At 38.5% G+C, this 19,409-nt stretch carries 24 protein-coding genes; 2 read left to right on the top strand and 22 right to left on the bottom strand.

Annotation, left to right across the window (positions count from 1 at the left end; genetic code table 11):
• Positions 1–170: 170 nt before the first annotated feature.
• The 19 genes from P0X86_RS13650 to P0X86_RS13560 all read right to left on the bottom strand — a co-directional run bounded on the left by P0X86_RS13650 (position 171) and on the right by P0X86_RS13560 (position 14,617).
• On the bottom strand, positions 171–824 hold the full coding sequence (locus P0X86_RS13650) for a lysozyme inhibitor LprI family protein (RefSeq protein WP_277748682.1): 654 nt from the start codon (positions 822–824) through the stop codon (positions 171–173).
• A 202-nt stretch (positions 825–1,026) separates the two neighbouring features.
• Complete coding sequence (locus P0X86_RS13645) at positions 1,027–1,623, bottom strand: chloramphenicol phosphotransferase CPT family protein (RefSeq protein ID WP_277748681.1); 597 nt, start codon at positions 1,621–1,623, stop codon at positions 1,027–1,029.
• Between the two features lie 86 nt (positions 1,624–1,709).
• Complete coding sequence (locus P0X86_RS13640) at positions 1,710–1,955, bottom strand: hypothetical protein (protein ID WP_277748680.1); 246 nt, start codon at positions 1,953–1,955, stop codon at positions 1,710–1,712.
• 232 nt (positions 1,956–2,187) lie between these two features.
• The gene (locus P0X86_RS13635; RefSeq protein ID WP_277748679.1) at positions 2,188–2,955 is read right to left on the bottom strand and encodes a nucleotidyltransferase domain-containing protein; all 768 of its coding nucleotides are present in this window, start codon (positions 2,953–2,955) and stop codon (positions 2,188–2,190) included.
• A 228-nt stretch (positions 2,956–3,183) separates the two neighbouring features.
• A complete protein-coding gene (locus P0X86_RS13630; protein WP_277748678.1) occupies positions 3,184–3,693 on the bottom strand; it encodes a GNAT family N-acetyltransferase in 510 nt (169 codons plus the stop codon).
• 234 nt (positions 3,694–3,927) lie between these two features.
• A complete protein-coding gene (locus P0X86_RS13625) occupies positions 3,928–4,608 on the bottom strand; it encodes a DUF2711 family protein (RefSeq protein WP_277748677.1) in 681 nt (226 codons plus the stop codon).
• Positions 4,609–4,809: 201 nt separating this feature from the next.
• On the bottom strand, positions 4,810–5,583 hold the full coding sequence (locus tag P0X86_RS13620; protein WP_277748676.1) for a hypothetical protein: 774 nt from the start codon (positions 5,581–5,583) through the stop codon (positions 4,810–4,812).
• Positions 5,584–5,847: 264 nt separating this feature from the next.
• Positions 5,848–6,252: a hypothetical protein gene (locus P0X86_RS13615; RefSeq protein ID WP_277748675.1), complete on the bottom strand. Its 405-nt coding sequence runs from the start codon at positions 6,250–6,252 to the stop codon at positions 5,848–5,850.
• 278 nt (positions 6,253–6,530) lie between these two features.
• Positions 6,531–7,277 (bottom strand): adenylate cyclase, encoded by a 747-nt coding sequence (locus P0X86_RS13610; RefSeq protein WP_277748674.1) that lies wholly within the window; start codon positions 7,275–7,277, stop codon positions 6,531–6,533.
• Between the two features lie 52 nt (positions 7,278–7,329).
• Entirely contained in the window at positions 7,330–7,884 is a 555-nt protein-coding gene (locus P0X86_RS13605) for a Pycsar system effector family protein (protein WP_277748673.1), read from the bottom strand.
• A gap of 294 nt (positions 7,885–8,178) precedes the next feature.
• Positions 8,179–8,721, bottom strand: coding sequence for a hypothetical protein (locus P0X86_RS13600; protein WP_277748672.1), 543 nt, complete (start codon positions 8,719–8,721; stop codon positions 8,179–8,181).
• Between the two features lie 37 nt (positions 8,722–8,758).
• Positions 8,759–8,884, bottom strand: coding sequence for a hypothetical protein (locus tag P0X86_RS13595; RefSeq protein ID WP_277748671.1), 126 nt, complete (start codon positions 8,882–8,884; stop codon positions 8,759–8,761).
• A gap of 105 nt (positions 8,885–8,989) precedes the next feature.
• The gene (locus P0X86_RS13590) at positions 8,990–9,355 is read right to left on the bottom strand and encodes a hypothetical protein (RefSeq protein WP_277748670.1); all 366 of its coding nucleotides are present in this window, start codon (positions 9,353–9,355) and stop codon (positions 8,990–8,992) included.
• A 190-nt stretch (positions 9,356–9,545) separates the two neighbouring features.
• A complete protein-coding gene (locus P0X86_RS13585) occupies positions 9,546–10,091 on the bottom strand; it encodes a GrpB family protein (protein WP_277748669.1) in 546 nt (181 codons plus the stop codon).
• Positions 10,092–10,301: 210 nt separating this feature from the next.
• Entirely contained in the window at positions 10,302–10,730 is a 429-nt protein-coding gene (locus P0X86_RS13580) for an NUDIX domain-containing protein (protein ID WP_277748668.1), read from the bottom strand.
• A 232-nt stretch (positions 10,731–10,962) separates the two neighbouring features.
• Complete coding sequence (locus tag P0X86_RS13575; protein ID WP_277748667.1) at positions 10,963–11,472, bottom strand: hypothetical protein; 510 nt, start codon at positions 11,470–11,472, stop codon at positions 10,963–10,965.
• Positions 11,473–12,648: 1,176 nt separating this feature from the next.
• Positions 12,649–13,239: a hypothetical protein gene (locus P0X86_RS13570; protein ID WP_277748666.1), complete on the bottom strand. Its 591-nt coding sequence runs from the start codon at positions 13,237–13,239 to the stop codon at positions 12,649–12,651.
• A gap of 173 nt (positions 13,240–13,412) precedes the next feature.
• A complete protein-coding gene (locus P0X86_RS13565; protein ID WP_277748665.1) occupies positions 13,413–13,892 on the bottom strand; it encodes a hypothetical protein in 480 nt (159 codons plus the stop codon).
• Between the two features lie 185 nt (positions 13,893–14,077).
• Positions 14,078–14,617, bottom strand: a complete 540-nt coding sequence (locus tag P0X86_RS13560) for a P-loop nucleotide/nucleoside kinase family protein (protein ID WP_277748664.1) — start codon at positions 14,615–14,617, stop codon at positions 14,078–14,080.
• A gap of 681 nt (positions 14,618–15,298) precedes the next feature.
• On the opposite strand from P0X86_RS13560, the gene mraY reads away from it, so the two are divergent.
• Positions 15,299–16,249: a phospho-N-acetylmuramoyl-pentapeptide-transferase gene (gene mraY / locus P0X86_RS13555; protein ID WP_176502375.1), complete on the top strand. Its 951-nt coding sequence runs from the start codon at positions 15,299–15,301 to the stop codon at positions 16,247–16,249.
• 91 nt (positions 16,250–16,340) lie between these two features.
• Here mraY and P0X86_RS13550 read toward each other — a convergent pair whose 3' ends face one another.
• Positions 16,341–17,285, bottom strand: a complete 945-nt coding sequence (locus P0X86_RS13550) for an aminoglycoside phosphotransferase family protein (protein WP_277748663.1) — start codon at positions 17,283–17,285, stop codon at positions 16,341–16,343.
• 151 nt (positions 17,286–17,436) lie between these two features.
• Positions 17,437–17,751 (bottom strand): DUF1904 family protein, encoded by a 315-nt coding sequence (locus P0X86_RS13545; RefSeq protein WP_090911464.1) that lies wholly within the window; start codon positions 17,749–17,751, stop codon positions 17,437–17,439.
• A 238-nt stretch (positions 17,752–17,989) separates the two neighbouring features.
• Here P0X86_RS13545 and P0X86_RS13540 point away from each other — a divergent pair, with 238 nt between their 5' ends.
• Positions 17,990–18,901, top strand: a complete 912-nt coding sequence (locus P0X86_RS13540) for an aminoglycoside phosphotransferase family protein (protein ID WP_277748662.1) — start codon at positions 17,990–17,992, stop codon at positions 18,899–18,901.
• Between the two features lie 91 nt (positions 18,902–18,992).
• Here the strand turns inward: P0X86_RS13540 and P0X86_RS13535 are convergent, their stop codons facing one another.
• On the bottom strand, positions 18,993–19,394 hold the full coding sequence (locus P0X86_RS13535) for a hypothetical protein (protein WP_192572277.1): 402 nt from the start codon (positions 19,392–19,394) through the stop codon (positions 18,993–18,995).
• Positions 19,395–19,409: the final 15 nt, after the last annotated feature.

The following is a 19,409-nucleotide window of genomic DNA, read 5'->3' as shown; positions in this document are numbered from 1 at the left end:
CCGACTGCTCTTTATGCAGTTATTGTGCTTTGGAGTCGTGTTCCAGCACGGCTCCTTACTTATTCTTACCTCAGTATAACTCATTTTATAACGCTTTTATATGTTTTGTTGATTATTTTTTATTTATATAAGGTCTGTAATGCTAAAAACCTTCGATCAAGATTCCAACTCTATTTTTTGCTTTGGTATAAAAACTCAACTTCACCATCTAGCAAATATCGATATTCAAATAATTGCATTGTTCTTTCCCTAATTCTCTCCTTTATAACCCTGCCTAGGCTTACCGATCCTTGTGATCCAAGGTAACCATTATTAATAAATGACTTCTCTACAAATTTTGTTTCCCTTAAGTGATACTGTAACCATTCTTTCTGCGATTCAATTAGTGCTTCTCTTGGTTCTCTATCCAACTTAGAAAGAAGCTTTATATATATATGATTTAACTCATTATCCCAAATCTCTGTATATTTGCTTTCCAACGCCCCCCATTCTAATATTGTAATAATCTCTTTGGAATTTTGAAATTCATTAAATTCCACCTCATAATCATTATCTATAGGATTTCGAAGCATTTCATCATAAAATTCTCCTTTCAAATCAAGGTTCCCAATGCTCATGGTTAACACTTCATAGTTAGAAGGATCTGAACGACCTTCAGTTATTTCTTTCGATTCTGTTCCATTACCTGTACTCACTACATCAGATGGCAGTTCAGAATTCATTATTGATTTAGTTTCGCTGTTCAAGGTAGTCGATTGACTACTATTTTGACAAGATGAAAACACTATCGTAATAAAAAATAATATGAGTATCTTACCTTTCATAAATGATCTCCTTAAATATTTCTTTAATATTTACCGGAAATGGCGCATAACGTTCTTGTATTGACGAAACGGCCCAGACTTAGATAACTCTTATCTTAGGTTGGCACGTTTGTTGTCTGAACTTCTTACATAATTATTCATCTGACAACCCAGGGGCGATAGCCCCACAGCGTGAATATGGTATTATCTGATGGGATGCCTTTTATAAACTACTAACATCTCTTTTATTTAATTTCTTAAATGCCAAGTAATCCTGATCGGACTTAATAAAATTTAATATCTTTTCGGCACATTCTGTTGGATTCAACTCTTCAGTATTTACTTCAAGGTCATATTCATTAAAGCAATATACTTTGTTGAACTGGGAATTTGCTAGTCCAATCATTCGATCTCCTCTGATTTGCTCTCTTCTTGTGAGTTCTTCTCTCGAGCAGATTACACCTACGAATAATGTAGGATAATCAAAAAGTACATCAAGATAATCATTAAACCACTTGTCATTTTCGATTACGGTATCGACGATTACATTCAGACCATATTCTAAAAACAGTTTAATTGTGGCGTAGTACATGGAGATTATAGGATCAAACATTATTTGTCCGATAACTACATCATCCAATTCTTTTACTGGTTTTAAATCTGGAAATTTGTTATTAATAAGATCATTGAAATTATGAAAAAAATCATCTATGGATAAATGATGAAAAAGAATCTCTTTCTGATTGATCAGTTCCATAGAAATACTAGTCTTTCCTGCACTTGAAGTTCCGTTCAAGAACACAATCTGTCCTTGCTTCAAACGAATCACCCTCACTTATAAGCGTATCTTTCAGATAACGTTCTCGTTTCCACGACTTAGTAATTATCGTTTCATTTTCTTTTCGTTCAATCATTATTATACAAATCTATTTTATAAATTTTTCTGATCTCTAGCCATGTTTCATACCAAAATGAACCGAACTTTAATGGTGTCAATATTTCAATATTCATTTCACTCATCATTAAAAACACTCTGTCATCCTCAACATTCAATTTATGACCAAATTCATACACGATATTAAAACATTCTTTTTTATAGTCTTCTTCACGTTTATCAGACCATTCTGACTTCTGAACAGAGAACCTTTTCATGTTTTTATATTCCTTATGTTCTATTTAATATTTAGAGGTATGATCATAATTGTTGCTAATGTTTTGAGAGTTTCCGACTAACGTTCTTGTATTCACGACGTCCTGGCCCCTTAGAGTCGCTGCTTATAGTTGTGAGGCTTGCCGAACACCTAATGCAGTGACGTCCCGACGGGCTTAGGGGCTGGATGGGGTCACTCGCTTCTACAGAGTGGCCCCGAGCGTTAATATGGTGTTAGCCGAGGGAAGTTCTGGAAGCAGCCATTGTATTTAAGGCGTTCTCAAAATAGCTATATACTTCATCTGCAATTCCCAGAAACTCTTCAACAAGTACATCACTATCCAAGTAACAAGCATACAGATACTCAACTAAAGCGGAGTCAATCTCGCAATAGTTTATTATGGCATTCTTCATCTCAATAATGTCATCTTGCCATACACCTGTATCTGTTAAAACCAAAGAGTATAATGCACGAATTAATCTCTTCGAATACCCTTTAATATATCTAGTTTTCATCGTGTGATCACTAGCAGTAGAAAGTGAACGACGTACACGATCTACTTCTTCCTTGGTCTCTGTATTTAAGTCTAGAATGAACTCTGGAGAAATAATGATCGGTGGTACTTTTTCACCAATGTCATGACCATGCATGCAAACACAAATTATCTTAACCCAAAAACCCCACTCATTCGGTTTACTTAATACATCGTCAATCGAGCAAATTATCGTATCAATCTTAGTTATTATTGGATATTCTTCCAAAATCCTGCCTTTAATATTTGACAATCTTTCGTAATCAATATCTTTGGGATTTACACATACAATAGTAAAGTCTGCATCTGACTTAAAAGGGTTAGCAGTTCCTTTTGGAATCGAGCCACACATATAAATGCTATGAATCTTTCCTTTAAATTCGGTAAGTAAATGATTTATATACTTATCAACAAAATCCTTATATTCACTTTGTATTGCAATTCTATTTATAACTTTTTCTAATATCATATAGACTCCTCCTAAGCTAAGAACTTCTTTCGGCTAACGTTTCTGTGTTCACGAACCCGAGAGGCTTAAGGTGACAACGTCGCCGGCTGCGCTTGCGCAGTTAGCCTCGCAGGGTTGTCCGCCTGGCTCCACTTCCTTGCCAATAGCCTCTGGTGGACCAAGGGATGACGAAAGTCGGCCCACCACGTGAATATAATGTTAGCTGAAGAACCCTGAGTTGCCCCCAAATTAGTACTTCTCATATAAATTGATCTTCCAACCATTCTTCCATTCTATGTATCTAATATGCTTGTATCCCATATCAATATAATATCGATTTAATCTAGCATTCTCAGCCATACAATCGAGTCTTATGTTTTTACCTGAGTTTCTAATATATACTTCAGCCCAATTAATTAACTGTCTGCCTATTCCACTCCCGATATGAGCTCTACTTACCGCGAATCTATGGATATATCCGGAATTGTTATTGTCAAGCTCTTCCCATAGAATCGGATCTGACCAACTGATATATAAGGTTCCTACTACTTCTCCGTTCATTCGTGCTAAATAAAATTCAAATCCGCTATCGAAGCATTCATGAACTTGATTAATATTAAAATGATCCGGATTCCATTGATTAATCCCTTTAGATTGAATCCATCTAGCAGACCCTTTCCAAAGATCAAGTATACTTTGACTATCAGTTTTAGTTGCCCTATGAACTTTGATCTGTATGTTTATACATTCTTCCTTCATTAAATTCACCCCATAATCAAAGAGCATCGTATTTCAGCTAACGTCTCTGTATCTGCGAACCCGAGAGGCTTAGAGGAGCGTAGTGACTGGATCCGACGGACTTAGCCTCGCAGGGTTGTGAGCTGATTCCACTTCTCTGCTATTACTTCTTGCGAACCAAGGGCGTAGCCCAGCATAGATATTATGTTATAGGATGTCAGTGACTTCTTTGAATCATCTACATATCGAAGTTTATTACTTAAGATACCAATTAATCATTGTATCTTCATTACATTCAATCGCTTCCCAACCTGCACTAAGAATTGTTTCCTTCGTGTTTATATCATTGGTGAACATGAGTGTAATAAATGAATCATAAACACTTAAAAATGCTGTATCATTAGTTTCGTCCGTTACAATAATTTCTGAAGGTGCCATTTCATAAAAGTTTTGAATTGTAATATCATCTACTAGTATTTCGCCACTTGTATCAAATATCGGCTCTGAGTATTGAATTTTTGTAATTCCCCTTGATTTAAACACTTCAATTATTGTTGGAATTAAGAACTGTGAGATCTTATCTTCGTTAGGCAAATATACGTCTTCTTGCAACCCTAGTTTAAGTTTCTCCATTAAATCAGACCTTGCATAGAATTTATTTAATGCTGATATGTATGTTTTCATCGCTAAAGCTAAACTTCTTAAATCTTCAAGTTCAGTTAGCTTTAATATTTGACTCCACAAAACAGGTTTACCATACTCAATTATTTCCTCATTTGTTGGGTATGTATATTCAAGGCCACTAATTTTTTTATTGTTGTACCAGCCTTGCGGCATTTGAATAAAAGGATTAGTAATGATTAAAGCATATTTATATTGACCTTTGACCTGATTTAATATTGATGTTTCGTCATCAATCCATATGTAATCAAGCATTTTATTACATCCTTTATTTTTATTGATTTGCGCTGATTTCCTATAACGTTTCTGTATTCATGAACCCCGGAGGGGTTGTCTGCTGAAATTCCTCTTTGAAATCCCTCCCGCAGACCAAGGCTCCTAAGGAGCCGCTGCTTGAATATTATGTTAGATGATTTCGGCTCTTCTTTGAGAAAGCTTCATCAGTTTCCAAATAGCCTATCTACCTTTTAAAAAATTATTGATTTCTCTAATCAGCCATTGATGCTTACTTATAATTTTTTTCTCATCTTCATCTTCTTCACTCATCCCCTTTATATTCTCTTTTACTTTTTCTAAAATAGAATGGGCATTGGCTTTAAAGGTTTGTAATGCCATAAAATTAATAAAATAGTTCCCATCCTCTTCATCCTTTAAAAACATAAAACCTTTTAAGTTCTTTTCCATTAAGTATGGATATGAATCATAATCCTCATATTCTGTTGGGATCACATCTAAGGTTGTAATACACGGATCAATTACTATCCGTGGGTTGACAGCAAGCCTACTTTCTAAACTATATGCTCTGATAAATGCCGGTCCGAAGCATATGTTTTTCTCATGAAATAAGGGCCCCCATGTCAAACCGCCTCGCAATAATATTCCTTCATTTAAAAACTTAGCTTGCAGATAAGACAATATAGAAAAAATCATCATAAAATTATTAATATTAGGTGCCTTAATTCCATGTATTTCAGGGACCACAATATCGGTTGACAGAATAATGCTATCTGAAAATTGAGTATAATTTACCTTTAAGTTTGCAGCTGTAATATTTCCTATTCTTTCTGAAGTATGTAAAATATCTTCCTCTTTTTTAATAAACGCTTCGATGTCTTTGAGCAAACTTAGCAATAACTCCGCCTTTTGACCGTTTTCTGCGCTATCCTTTACTAGATTTGAAAATCCCAAAATATCAATAAATGCAACTAGCTTATTTTGATATATATTCATCTGATTGTTCCTTCCTTTAATCTAATTTTATTAGGTTCTTGCCGATTTCATCTACGTCTCTTGTATTCACGAGCCCTCACTTGCTTAAGGGGCGCCAGCCCCGGGTCCGACGGACTTAGCCAGTGCAGGGTTGTCTGCTGATTCCGTCCGCTTCCCCGAAAAGCCTCTGCAGATCAAGGGCCGTCAGGCCCGCTGCGTGAATACGGTGTTAGCTGGAGTTACTGACTTCATTGAGATGCTCGAGTGATATTTGTTTGTTGTTAGTTACTTGCTCTTTTGTTCTAAGATCTCTCGTATATAAGGTGTGACTGCAAAACAATCCTCTAGGTCGTTCTCTTCTAGTGCCCAATAGATAATGGTATTGATATGTAATTTATAGTCTTTAAGTATATTTTGTTTTATTCGATTCCAAATTTTGATGTCTTCCGTTCCTATTCCCTCGGAAAGATAATCATCAAAAGAAGATATTATAACTATCATCAGCGTAAATTTCTCTTTGTTGTTTAATTTATTATTCTCATAATATGTAATAAATTCATTTACTCTCGAAGAATCAGCCGACGTATATTCCCAGTCCTGTGAAAACGGAGTAAGTAGCGGTAAATGTAATTTCTTTATAAGACTTTCAATTGATTCTTTGTCAGCATACTTAGGACTAGTCTCCTCCATTTGTCCGCACCTCTTAATTATTTCTTATTACAGTAATTTCAGCTAACGTTGTTGTATTCACGAATCGACCCAGCCTTAGATAGCTCTTATCTTAGGCTGGGTCGTTTGTTGTCTGAGCCACTTCCACGATTATACATCTGACAACCAAGGGGCGATAGCCCTGAAGCGTGAATATATTGTTATACGACGGAATCACTTCTTGGAAATAACCCACATTAGTGTTTTGATCGTTTTTTTTTATATTATTCAACTATCTCTATCAGATCATTCTTGATAGCTCAATCTTTCATACCATCTTCAATCCAATCGTTAAAAGCCGATTTTACTACATTCCCATGATAGTAAGTTCCGTATGAACTGTCGTACTTTTGTGTCCACCAATTCTTCGCCTCCTCAGAAGCATTAGCAATATAGTTACTATAAAAAACTGGAGACATAACAATAGGCCCATTTCCATTTTTGTTACCCAAATCAGATAAATTGGATGCTTTTGCAACAGACTCACCAATCCAAACTAAATTATGAATTCCTGAAGACTTTCTACCAGCTTTCACTGCGAGTGTTGGATTGGCTGCTAAGCCTATACCCGCTTTAATAGTGGGCAAAGAACGGTTTTCCAATAATTTATTTAACATCTTCATATACGTATTGATATAAAAGGCTCTGTCTGCAATCTCATATATATCCGTTTTTAATGGGGTAGAATAAACAGCAAAAACACAATCCCCTCTTATACCAATCTCTTTCAAATCATTAGATTCAAGATCTTTTCTTAGAATCTCAATAATTTCTGATGTAAAGCCCCGAATCACTTTTGCAATATCTACATCATTATTACTAGTAAACAACGTAGTGGAGTCTCTTAAATCAACAAAAATCGCTCCTGCCCACGCTTTATATGCATTCGTATAGGTGAAATCCTCATCTCTTGGAAACTTATCCACTTCATTAACCTTATCCGTATTGTCTAATATCTCTTCAACTTTCTTTTTTCGATCTTTGTAGTTATAATCTAAGCTTTTCATAGTTAACCTCCAATATAGATAATATAAAATTAGTAATTGTCCATCGTAAGAATTAAATGTTGCTCAAAAAAATATATAAGAGTAATAAAACAAGGTTCACAAAAAGATACTCCATTGCCTTCTTTAAACGATAAGTTTTTATTTTCATTATCTTTGAAACTTCGTACACTTGTCCTACTATCTCTTCTACCATGACGGTTTCATTTGCAGCTAAATATCTTTCTAACACATCAGATTTCTTCATACTTGCTACATGTTCAAAGTAAAAAATAGAGTGTTCATCAAACTTATAATTCATTGATAGCCTCGGCTTTAGAACTTGAATAATGATAAAGTAAAGTTGGTAAACTAATATAATCACTAGGAATATTCCTACAATAAGAACAAGAATAGACACCAGTGCATCATAAATATCCATCTTTGTAATATTTATAAAACTCATTTTTTTTGCTGTTTCCATAAATACAGTTAAAATTAAGCCATACACCACTAAAAGTGCAGAAGCCTTATTATCTGTAAACCTTATCAATTCTTGAATATTCTTTAAGCTCTCCAAGGCAAAAGTGCTATTAGTCATACTATTTTCTTTGCTAAAATCTTCACTCATGCTTTTTTAACTCTCCTTAAAAATTATATTATTGGTCAATCCCCTAACAAATAATAAATTTAGTAATAAAGAAAAACCAAGCAAGCAAGTTTTACAGTTTGAAAATTACTACAATGTTTTTTGCACTTCTGATTCTGTCGTATAACGTTTCTTTGTTCACGAACCCTCACTGGCTTAAGGCGCGTATGCGTTCTTCGAAATGCCTCTGCAGACCAAGGGCCATACGGCCCATAGCGTGAACAGGATGTTATAGGATGTAGGCATTTTCTCCGAATTGACCAATCAACTCAATAATTACTCGAATTTTATACAGTAATTCATTCTCATACTTTTTAATGCTTCCAAATCAATTAATTGTAGGTCTGATAATTTTAATTTCATTTTTTCAATCTCTTGAAGGCCATCTCCAAACCATATAGACCATATTTCAAGTCCGTCTTTCATATTTCTTAGCCCTTTCAAGTATTCATAAAGTTGTTCTTTCCAAGTTACATCATCTGAACTCCCTTCCAACCAATAAATAAATTCTTGCTGTATGTATTCTTCAAAACCATATGGTCGATTGGTACAAAGAGTTATCTTGAGATAATGCATTTTCGTCGAATCCATTATAAGTATTTCTAAATCATCATCCTTGTCATCCAATTGGTCTAAAATGGATTCTCCTGAAGATGGGATATTCAAATTTTTATATTCTCCATACTTCATTCTCACAACGCCAGTTAAATCTATCTCTGGTAATGAACTATTTGAAACTATAAAAGAATACTTGCTCATTTTTTCCTCTCTTTCCTTATGCCTATTTCCTATAACGTTCCCGTATTCACGACGTCCCACCGACTTAAGGCTCCGCCTGGAGCCCGCCGCGATGCGGTTAGTCAATGCGGATGTGTCCGGCTGAATTCACTTCCCTGCAGCTGAAATGCCTCGCCGATTCCACTTCTAACTCCTGCCGGACCGAGGGCCGAATGGCCCGATGCGTGAATACTTTGTTATCCAATGCCTCCGACTTCTTTGATATACTTTCACAATTCGTCCTTTATCGTCTTTATTCATTTTTAATTTTAATTCTTGAGTATCCTTTTCGTTCTTTTGAATTTGATTATTATTTTCTTCTTTGATTCGAAAGAAATTGATTAAGTTCATTTAAATTGTCTGTTCGATATAATTCTTTTTCTGTATCAAAAACAATGTACTTTGGTTCATCATCAATGTTTAACATTTGTAGTTCCTTATCATCTGGATTTCCGGTTTGATAATAACCACTAAGAATCCTTATGTTTTGGTCAAACACTTCTTGAAATTCAAGATTTTGTTCATCAGTGGTACCAATTGCCGTGATGTAATACTTCCCCTCAACGTCAGAAAAGAAAGACGATGGAATTGACGAATGGTAAGTTTTATTATTATCTGCATTGCAACCTGAAAGGATAATTATAACTACTATACTTAATACTTGTACTAGCTTCATGTAAGCCTCCTTTAATTAAGGTTATTCCTTTGCTAATCGGAAGTTTCGGATAACGTTTCCGTGTTCACGAACCTCCGAAGGAGGTTGTCCGCAGCACCCGCTTCCCTGAGATCCCGCCTGCGGACCAAGGGCCGTAAGGCCCGCAGCGTGAATGCAATGTTATATGATGTCTACGCCTTCTTTGATATACTTACATATCGGTCTTTCCCGGTTTCCATCCAGTAACTTGACTCCATTTACTGGCCCTGCACATGATTTCCCATATTATTGGTTCCTTGCCTTCCACATATCGATCCCGCTCATTTCGATATTGTTTCATCAAATCATATTTCACTTCCGCATATTTTCTGCAATCATCTTCATTAGTCCGAAGGTAATCCCTAAATAAAAGTGAAAATTGTTCAGACCAACTTCCAAATTCTCTTATATGGATATGATTTCGTTTTCTTCCAAGCTTCTCACGGAAATATCGTTTTGTTAGGTCAGGATTATCATATCTATAGATGAATCCTATGTTCTCAAGTTTAGTTTTATATATTTCTATCGCTTCGAATGATCGGACCGAAATCTGAATATCAATTATAGGTTTTGCATCTAATCCTTCTATAGAAGTTGAGCCGATATGATCTATTCGAATAGCTAGCTCGCCAAGTGCTTGTCGAATCGCTAAACCAATACTTTTAAATTCTTGTTTCCAAGAAGATTCATAAGGTACTACAATAATCGGATCTGACATATTAACCTCCGATAAGATTTGTGTTTTTAGTTCCGCGTAGGTTTCATATAACGTTTCCGCATCTACGACGTGACCCGGCCTTAGATAGCTCTTATCTTAGGCTGGGTCGTGTGTTGTCTGAAATATTCTCCTATGTATACTTCTTGACAACCAAGGGGCGAATGCCCCGCAGCGTAGATGCAATGTTATCTGATGTTCTCGCTTCCCGATTCACCCACAGGTTTCATTTAGTTCTTTCATAGTTTGTAATGCCCTTATTAAAGCTTCTTTGTCACATCTTCTTCCCTTTTTCGTTTTTGTTAATTCGATTTTCTCGAATGCTTCATCAGGATTAAACCATCCGACTTCCTGTGTTTCCTTATCAAAATCAATTATTCTTCCTGTCGGTTTCATTAAGTAATATTTAGTCTTGCATGTATCTGATTCAAACTCCCCCGGTATCCTTGATATTATTAAACATTCATATCCGGTTTCCTCCATGACTTCTCTTAGAGCTGTATCTTCAGTAGTAATATCACTTTCTTCATAGGATCCTTTAGCAAAAGTCCAAATATAGCCACCCCAATGATTATTAGGACTTCGCATTAAAACTTGTCCCTCTTCGTTAAATACAATGCCACCATAGGCGAATTCTCCCATTATAATTCTTCCAATCTATATTATTTTTTTGGTGTATCATAGTGAACTTACCAGAATGTCAGATAACGTTCCGTATTCACGACGTCCCACCGACTTAAGGACCGCCAGGGTCCGGCCGCGTTGCGGTTAGTCGGTGCGGATGTGTCCGCCTGATTCTACTCCTCTGTCAATCTCCTTCTGGCGGACCTAGGAGCCGCAAGGCTCCGATGCGTGGATATAATGTTAGGCGATGTCAACTCTTCATTGAATCTCCATTCAAACAATTCTTCAGTTCTTCTAATGTATCAGCTCTCCATAGCTTATAGTTCCTCAAACTTCTCAAGAGTTCATTCTTGTGAAACTTATTCTCAAAAAAGATAACCCAAATTGCAAGAAACTTTTGTATTCTCTTTTTAAGTTTTGTCCTTTTAATTATCTGTTCATAAATACTTACGTATTGTAAAAAGAATAACAAAGGAAAATGCAACATTATTCCAATGATATCAATAAACATTTTCTGCCAGAAGTCTACTTTGGAAGCATCGTTAAGATTAGTTATAAACCCTTTAATTCCAACAAAAATATAAATAAAGCCTATAACGATTAAAATAATATTCAAAAGCTTTTTAAATTGATGATATTTCTTATCTTTTTCAGAAACTACTAAAAGACCGCTAATCAATGCAAGTACTGGTACAATAATTAGTTCAGCCCAAATTGAAAGTGTATATTCACTAATGATAAACATTGGAATAATACTCAATTTAAAGGTTTCCTTTATAATCTTCCAAATACTTTCTTCGAGATACTTAGTAGATACTCGAAAAATCAGGGGATATAACGCAGAAAAAATCCAAACTACATAGTCCTTAATTACACTATCTTCAAGTACATTAAAGGAATACATTAATATAAAAATAAAGACTATATACAGATTTGTTATGATGAATATGGTGTGTCTGAATAAGCGAAAAAATGACTTAATTATATTTGGAATTGATGATCTAACAGCTTTATTTGATAAAGCATAAACAATAAATATAACAAACCATATAATTAGTGCTTGTTCTCTAGGATTAAACAAAGTTTTTGACCTCATTATTATTTAGTTGATTTCGCCTAACGTTCTTGTATTCACGAAATGACCCAGCCTTAGATAGCTCTTATCTTAGGCTGGGTCGTTTGTTGTCTGAGCTTCCTCCATGATTATACATCTGACAACCAAGGGGCGATTGCCCCGCAGCGTGAATACTTTGTTATGCGATATACTTGGCTTCTCCGAGATTCTTACCTATTGTCTTTATTAATTTATTATTCATTTCAGTTAATCTATTTTTATTTTTATTCCATATTATATTTGCAACTATTTTATTAATCATTAATTGATCAAATTAAATTATTACATGTTTTCTGTATAAAAGAACCCCCCATTTTATTGGAGGGTTCTAGGTTATTCGCTTTGCCCCACATTGGCGGAATTTTGTGGCTTCTTGAACTGAATAGCAACATAAGGAGGCATCGCAGTAACTTCAATTCCATCAAACCAACTCCAAATTTTGCTCATAAGCAACACTCCGATCCGCTTTATAGTGTTGAGGGAACCGTGGGGGTTTACCCTTTTGTTGAGCAAAACGAATAACCTATCAAGAACCATATCATATTTGTAAAATAACATAAATATGTAATTAATCAGCAGTTGTTACTTAGGTAATCAATTTATTATAGTTTTAAACTAGAGTAATAAAGAAATCTAGACTTTTGATTTAATTAATTCTTCATTGTTTTGCTCAAGTATTTCGCATAACGTTTCCGTGTTCACGACGCGAGCCAGCCATAGATAGCTCTTATCTTAGGCTGGCTCGTGTGTCGTCCGAGTTAACTTCTATGATTATACCATCGGACGACCAAGGGGCGTAAGCCCCGCTGCGTGAATACAATGTTATGGGATGTTACTGCCTTCATTGTTTTGCTTAAATGAGTCTTCAAGTTCTTTTATTAGATTGTTCCAGAAGTCATTATCATTTGCTATTATGGAATAATGCTCGATTATTTTTAAAGTTCTATACTTAATATTTATTTTGTTTAGTTCATATTTTAATTTTTCTGGGTCATCATAAATTTCAAGTACACGACTTAATTCAACTTCAAGTATTTGATAAAGTAGCTTTACATCGCTAATTGCCTTAATGTATTTACCTGGAATTGAATTTATTGAAACACAGCTAATTTCCTTCAATGCAATTCGAAAATAATCCAACATTCTAAGAAAATCTTTTTTAGTTGGCATTTGGTTCCCATGTAATTCTGGGATAAAGTAAAATAAACTACCGAATGAATACTCTATGTAATTATCCAAATGTACTTTAATTTTATTATCAAATTCATTTTCCTTATTTCTTTGATCTGAAATCGATTTATAAGCTACTAGATAACTAATTCCTCCTCCTATAATTGTACCAATTAAGGTTCCTATCACCCCTATCCAGGCAGAAACTTGGTCATTTGAAAACAGGTTACTATTTAGAAACATGTGATTCAAACCCCTCATTCTCATTTTTATAATCTATTGCAGTAATTTCCCATAACGTTCCTGTATTCACGACTCAGCGTACGCTGAGTGTCCGGCGAACGCCGGACCAAGGACGAATGTCCGCTGCGTGAATATTATGATATACGAAGGGACCTTGAGTTGCTTACAAATGCTTACGACAAGAGTTTATGAATATCCTTTAAGTACTCTTTTAACTGGTTTAAAAATTCAATGTTGTATTCAAAAGATCCCTTTAATGTGGTTTCAATCAATCGATTTCTGGAATATCTTCTGTTCTTAATCGAATAGGCGATTTCATAGCGTCCCATTCTTTTATCCATAAAAGTCACTTCTAATTCTTCTTCACTTATTGCTCTTAAACTTATATGTTCTACTTCGCCATTTTCAGCCTTTAAAAGCCCTTCGATAAAACGATTCAATTCTTCCTGATCGATCCAGATCTCAACTTGTCCTGCAAACTGATCGTCCTTTATATTCACTAAGTAATTAATGGATTTAGATCGCTCTAATTCAACGTCTATAAATGAAAAAATGATATGTGACTTCTTATCTTCGGATTGAAGAACAAAATCATACTTCTCAAGTGGCTTATTAAATATCAAATACTTCGTCCTTTCATATAACGTTCCCATATTCACGACCTCTCACCGACTTAAGGCTGCGCCAGCAGCCTTAAGTCGGTGCGGATGTGTCCGCTGATTCCTCTCCCATGCCAATCTCTTCTTGCGGACCAAGGAGCCACCAGGCTCCGCATGCGTGAATATAATGTTATTGGATGTCAGCGCCTTCATTGAAACTCCTACACCATTAGTTCACTTTAATATTCTTTAGCTTCTACGATAATTTCCCCTTCTCCAGAAGGCACTTCAAAACCCTTGAGGAATGAAGATAATATTTCTTCTGTTATTGTAAACGCAGCATTAGCATCGAATCGCTGGCTCCGAATGCGAAGTCGTTCACGTAAATCATTAGGATGAACTTTCAAATAAATCAGTTTCCACTCTCCTCCTCCATCTTCAATTAGCTTTTTATATTCATTCCGTCTATTCCGCTGCCAAAAACTGAAATCAATAACCACGTTGCGCTTTTCATTCAAAAGATTTACTAGTTCATTACGCAGCTTTAATTCGGCTTCAACTTTTAGTTGCTCATAGATTTCAACTGGATAATCAATTCCGTAACGACCATTTGTAGCCCAAATTTCTTCATCAATGGAGAGACGTACAAAGCCCCTCTGCTCTAATCGTTGAGCAAATGTTGTTTTTCCCGATCCAGCCACTCCACACATCATTACTGCTAATGGAGCGGAAACATCTGCTTGATAAAGAAAATCATATATTTCAAGATTGTTAGTCACCAAAATTCTCCTTTCATCCTCAAGTCAGGTTAATATTCTCTGGAGTCCTCATTATATCTCTAAATAGAATTTTGTATTTTTCTTTTTTGCGTTGATTTCCTATAACGTTCTTTTGTTCACGACATCCAACTCCCTTAAGCCCCTAAGGGGCGGCCGCGACGCGGTTAGGAAGTTGGATGTGTCCAGCTGAATCCGCTTCCCAGCTACTGAATATCTCGTCAATGAATCTACTTCTAATTCCGACCGGGCCGTAGCTCGAATGGCCTGATCTGAGCGCTTGATTAACATAGGAATGGGAACATTTCCTATGAAGTAAGTGCAAGGAATAACTCTGAATCATGTTCTCGTGACTCATCCAATTATTTTGCTGTTGTACAAAAGAATGAAATCGATGGACTTGACTACAATGAGCTTTTTTATCTCACATTTCCATCCTCTCATTATAGCAGCAACCTAATTATTGGAAAGCAAAAAGAGCTCCCAATCGCCGCAATCGACGTTGTAAGCTCCTATGTAGTGGATGATGAATTGGTATCCCTATACTCCACGGTTAATGACGGCCGTCGTATGACAATTGTCCATTATCGGCACTTATCAATTATTGAAATCAGGAGGAATATTTGTCCATTCCATCGAAATACAATGAACTAACGGAAATGGATAGAAAGCGATGTGTATGAGATGAATGGAATTCTGGGTGTATCCGGACTATCGTTTTTGCTGGTGACGCTATTTACGCCGCTGCTCATCTGGGGTTTGCGCACCTTAAAGCTAACGCAGCCGATCCGGACCGAGCTGCCTCCCGATCATCAGGCCAAACGCGGGACGCCGTTGATGGCTGGCCTTATTTTGTTGATTGGCATTGGGATGTCGCTGCAGTTTCAACCTACGCCGCTGACCGTTTTTTTATGTTCCACCTTTCTTCTGTTCAGCTCGATCGGGTTTATGGACGACTTCAAAAAAGCGGCGTGGCAGGACCCGTCGGGAATTTCCGGCCGAACGAAGCTTGTGCTTCAGTTCCTGTTTACCGGGGCATTATTGTATGTCCTGTTCCAGTCCTTCTCGCTGACAAGTGATATCGCGCTCTTCAACGGGTTCCAGCTTCACCTGCCGATCAGCGTCTACATTATCATCATGCTGCTGTTCATCGTAGGCTCGGCGAATGCCATCAACTTTACCGATGGTTTGGACGGACTGTTGATCAATGTGGCCATTCCGACTTACTTTTTCTTCTTCCTGATCTCCGATAAACCGGAGGTTCAGATGTTCTCGCTGGTCATGATCGGCTGTCTGCTGGGCTTGCTGCTCTACAACATTCATCCGGCCCGGGCTTTTATGGGTGATACGGGATCCCTCGCTATCGGCGGCTCCCTTTCATTCCTGGCGGTGATCGAGAAGGTCGAAATTCTGATTCCCCTGCTGTTCCTGATCTATTTGGCGGAGCAGCTTTCGGTTATCCTGCAGGTATGGTATTACAAACGGACCAAGCTGCGCCTGTTTCGGATGGCCCCGATCCATTTCCACTTCAGTCTCAAATACGGCTGGAGCGAGAATAAAATCGTGATGATCTTCGGTTTTGTCTCCTGGTTTATGGCTCTGCTCTGTTGGGTGCTGGCAAAATACGTCATGTGAACCATTCCGATGGACAAGCCAAGCAAGAGCCTCCTGGTAGATGCCCCGAACTCTGCCAGAAGGCTTTTTACATATTGAAACCCAACGCTGATTAGGATTTAGACATCGTGATCTCTTCAAGCTCTTTCTTCAGGCTGTTTAGCGTGGACGCGCGTTCTTCGTCATTCTGGACATCACAAAGCAGCTGCTCCATGAACTCCCAGATATCCTCCAATTTACGTCTGCCTTGATAAAACGTCAGCGCCTCGCTGTTCATCTCGTAATCGCTATGCGTTTCTTTATAAATCCTCATAAATGATTCGAAATAGGGTTCAGCGACAAAAAACATCATATCGGCTTCGACCGGCGCCAGCTTCAGCCCCTCCCAGTCAATCAATATCAATTGCTGACCATCCGACATCAGATTCCAGGCATGCACGTCCGTGTGGCACAGCGCCAGGCGAAGATCGCGTTTCTTCAACGCTTCGGACAGCGCTTCCACTTCAAGCATCAAACCCTTCAAGCTGTCGATATGGGGATTCACGACTTCACCGATGTCAACCGGCTTCTTCGTATCCAGCGCCTCCCTTAGCTGACCAAGAAAAGGCACTGTAAAGCTTTCCGTCATGGCACTTGTCACCAGCGGAAAATCCTCCCCGTAACGATGGAGCTCAGCGATGATCTGTGCCAGTTGTCTCACTTGATTCTCCGCCAGCTTGCGGTCTGCGATCGTGTCCCCGTCGATATATTCATACAACAAATAAATGCCTTCTTTATCCTCGCATCGATAACGTTGGTCTGTCGTCAGCATCGGCACCGGAATGCTGCCCTTTAATCGACTATGCTCCTCAAGCCACAGCAGGATCGGAACATAATCGTCAATCAGCGCAGTCCATTTGGGCGTGGAGGCCCGGCTTTTCTCATAAACTTTCAGGAAATAGTCCTGTGCGCCGTTACTCACTTTGTAAGCAAGCGCAGCCCAACCGCCCTGCTGGGGTACAATAACGGGATGAGCCAAACCGTAAAATTCCTTCAAAATGCCCTGTAGTCGGTCCATGTTTCCTCCTATCCATGCACTTACCATGCCTCATAATCTCTTTGATTTATCATAACGGTAAGAAGATATGACATAAAGTCCATCATTCATTTTAATTTAAAAAACAAGGATGCTCTTCTAGCATCCTTGTTTTCACTCATCATATCTTATTTTATTCTAATGGCCTGCCTTCTTTATAATAGAGATTCCGATTGAGAATCACGAAGAATATATGTACGTTCCGGTACCCGCGTTCCGACAGGATCTCGTGAATGCTGGCCGCAACCGCATCGTGGGTCTCCTGAGCCCGTTGAAACATCAGGATTTCGACGGATAACGGCGTATTCGTAATGATCCGATATGGAAGCTGTTCGATTTTCACGATTTCTTTCGGAATTTGAACAATACCGGCGAATGTTTCAACTACGGTTGGCGTTATTTCTTCGAGGAAAACTTCTGAAAATCCTTTAAAACGTAAATATGGCACACTTATCCCTTCATTTCATCGATTTATTGGTCTTCTGGATGTCCGCAAGTGACTTTTATCTCTCTTCTACTATACAATAATGTTATTGTGAAAGGAATCACTATGATACAGATATCTAAATTGGTCGGTAAAGTTCAATTACAGCTGTCCTTTCCGTTGCCCGTACGATGGGATTCCGATACACTGAGTAAGTGTTCCGTTTTATGGAAATTATTCATTCATGGAGGTGAAGACGAATATGGGACAAAATCCATGGAATGCCGAATGGGAAGTGACGGAGCCGTTAGTCCGGCTGCTGCTTAACCGTCAATTCCCCCAGCTGTCCTCATTACCCATCCAAGAGATCGGCAGCGGCTGGGACAATACCGTCTATCGCATCGGCGAAGAGTATGTGTTTCGTTTTCCCAGAAGAGCATTTGCCATCCCTTTACTTCAAACCGAAGCCAAAATCCTGCCCAAGCTGGCGAATTACATAACGTTACCCTATGCTAAGCCCCTTTTCTTCGGAAAAGAAAGCGCAGACTACCCTGCGCCTTTTCTGGGGTACACCTATCTTTCCGGGTCGTTTCCGATTGGACTGACGGATGAAACACGGATGCAGTCGGCGGCAGCGCTCGCGCGCTTTCTGAAGAACCTGCATGCCTTTCCCGTGGACATAGCGCAGCAAGAAGGTGTAGCGGTGGACCATCGTAATCTGACCGATCTCGCTGGGCGCAGGGATAAAATGCTGGACTTTCTAGCCCGGCTTGCCCTCCATTTTACGGATGCAGAAATGAAGGAGATCGCCGACTATTTGCACGGCATTTCCTTGGATCGGGTCATGCAGCGACATATTCTTATTCATGGAGATCTCCATTTCAAAAACATGCTGGTGGACGAAACAGGCAAGCTTTCCGGCATCATCGATTGGGGCGACGTCAGCATCGGACATCCCGCCTGCGACCTGAGCATTGCTTACAGCTTCTTGCCTCCGGCATCAAGGGAGGGATTTTTTGAAGCCTATGGCAGCGTGGACGAAGAAACGAAAGTGCTGGCTCGTTTAATCGCCGTTTATATCCCCATGCTCATCTTCATGCAGGCTATCGACGATAAGGATGAAGCCGTTGCACAGGAAGCCAAATCGATTATGAAGCGTGCCATCTCGATTTGATGCATCCATGAGATTTTTGTATCAAACGGCATAACAAAAAGAAGCTTGAGGGTTCAAGCTTCTTTTTGTTCGATTAGACCTTTGTCCTTGGTTAGATTTTCAACACTCCCATTAATGGCATGATGGCTTTTATCACGTTCATGCCCAGTTTAATATGAGGCACGATCTGTCCCAGGAAGCCGAGAGGGCCTGCAGGCGCAGCCGCCACTCCCTCCTCGGCTCCTTCGGCTGACGCAGCGCTTGGAGGTCCGCCAAAGAGGTCGCTTAAAAATCCGGATATTTGCGCTTTGTCTCCGCTTCGGGCAATCGCAGCCGGCATCTTATTGTTGGCCCGGAGCCCTGATAGCGTCACTTCCCCGCCTTGGATCTGATTCAGTTCGCCGACGTAATAGCTGCCGTCCTTCAGAACGACCACGACCGGCTGACCTACCCAATGCTGCGGCGGTCTCGGTTTGGAAGCGGATCTGGACTTCCTTGCGCGTTTCGAAGGCATATAAGGATCACCTCG

Source organism: Paenibacillus sp. BR1-192, from assembly GCF_029542445.1.
Taxonomy (GTDB): Bacteria; Bacillota; Bacilli; order Paenibacillales; family Paenibacillaceae; genus Paenibacillus_AQ; species Paenibacillus_AQ lautus_A.
The sequence above is the reverse complement of the archived record's forward strand: the minus strand, read 5'-3'. Positions and strand labels throughout refer to the sequence as shown.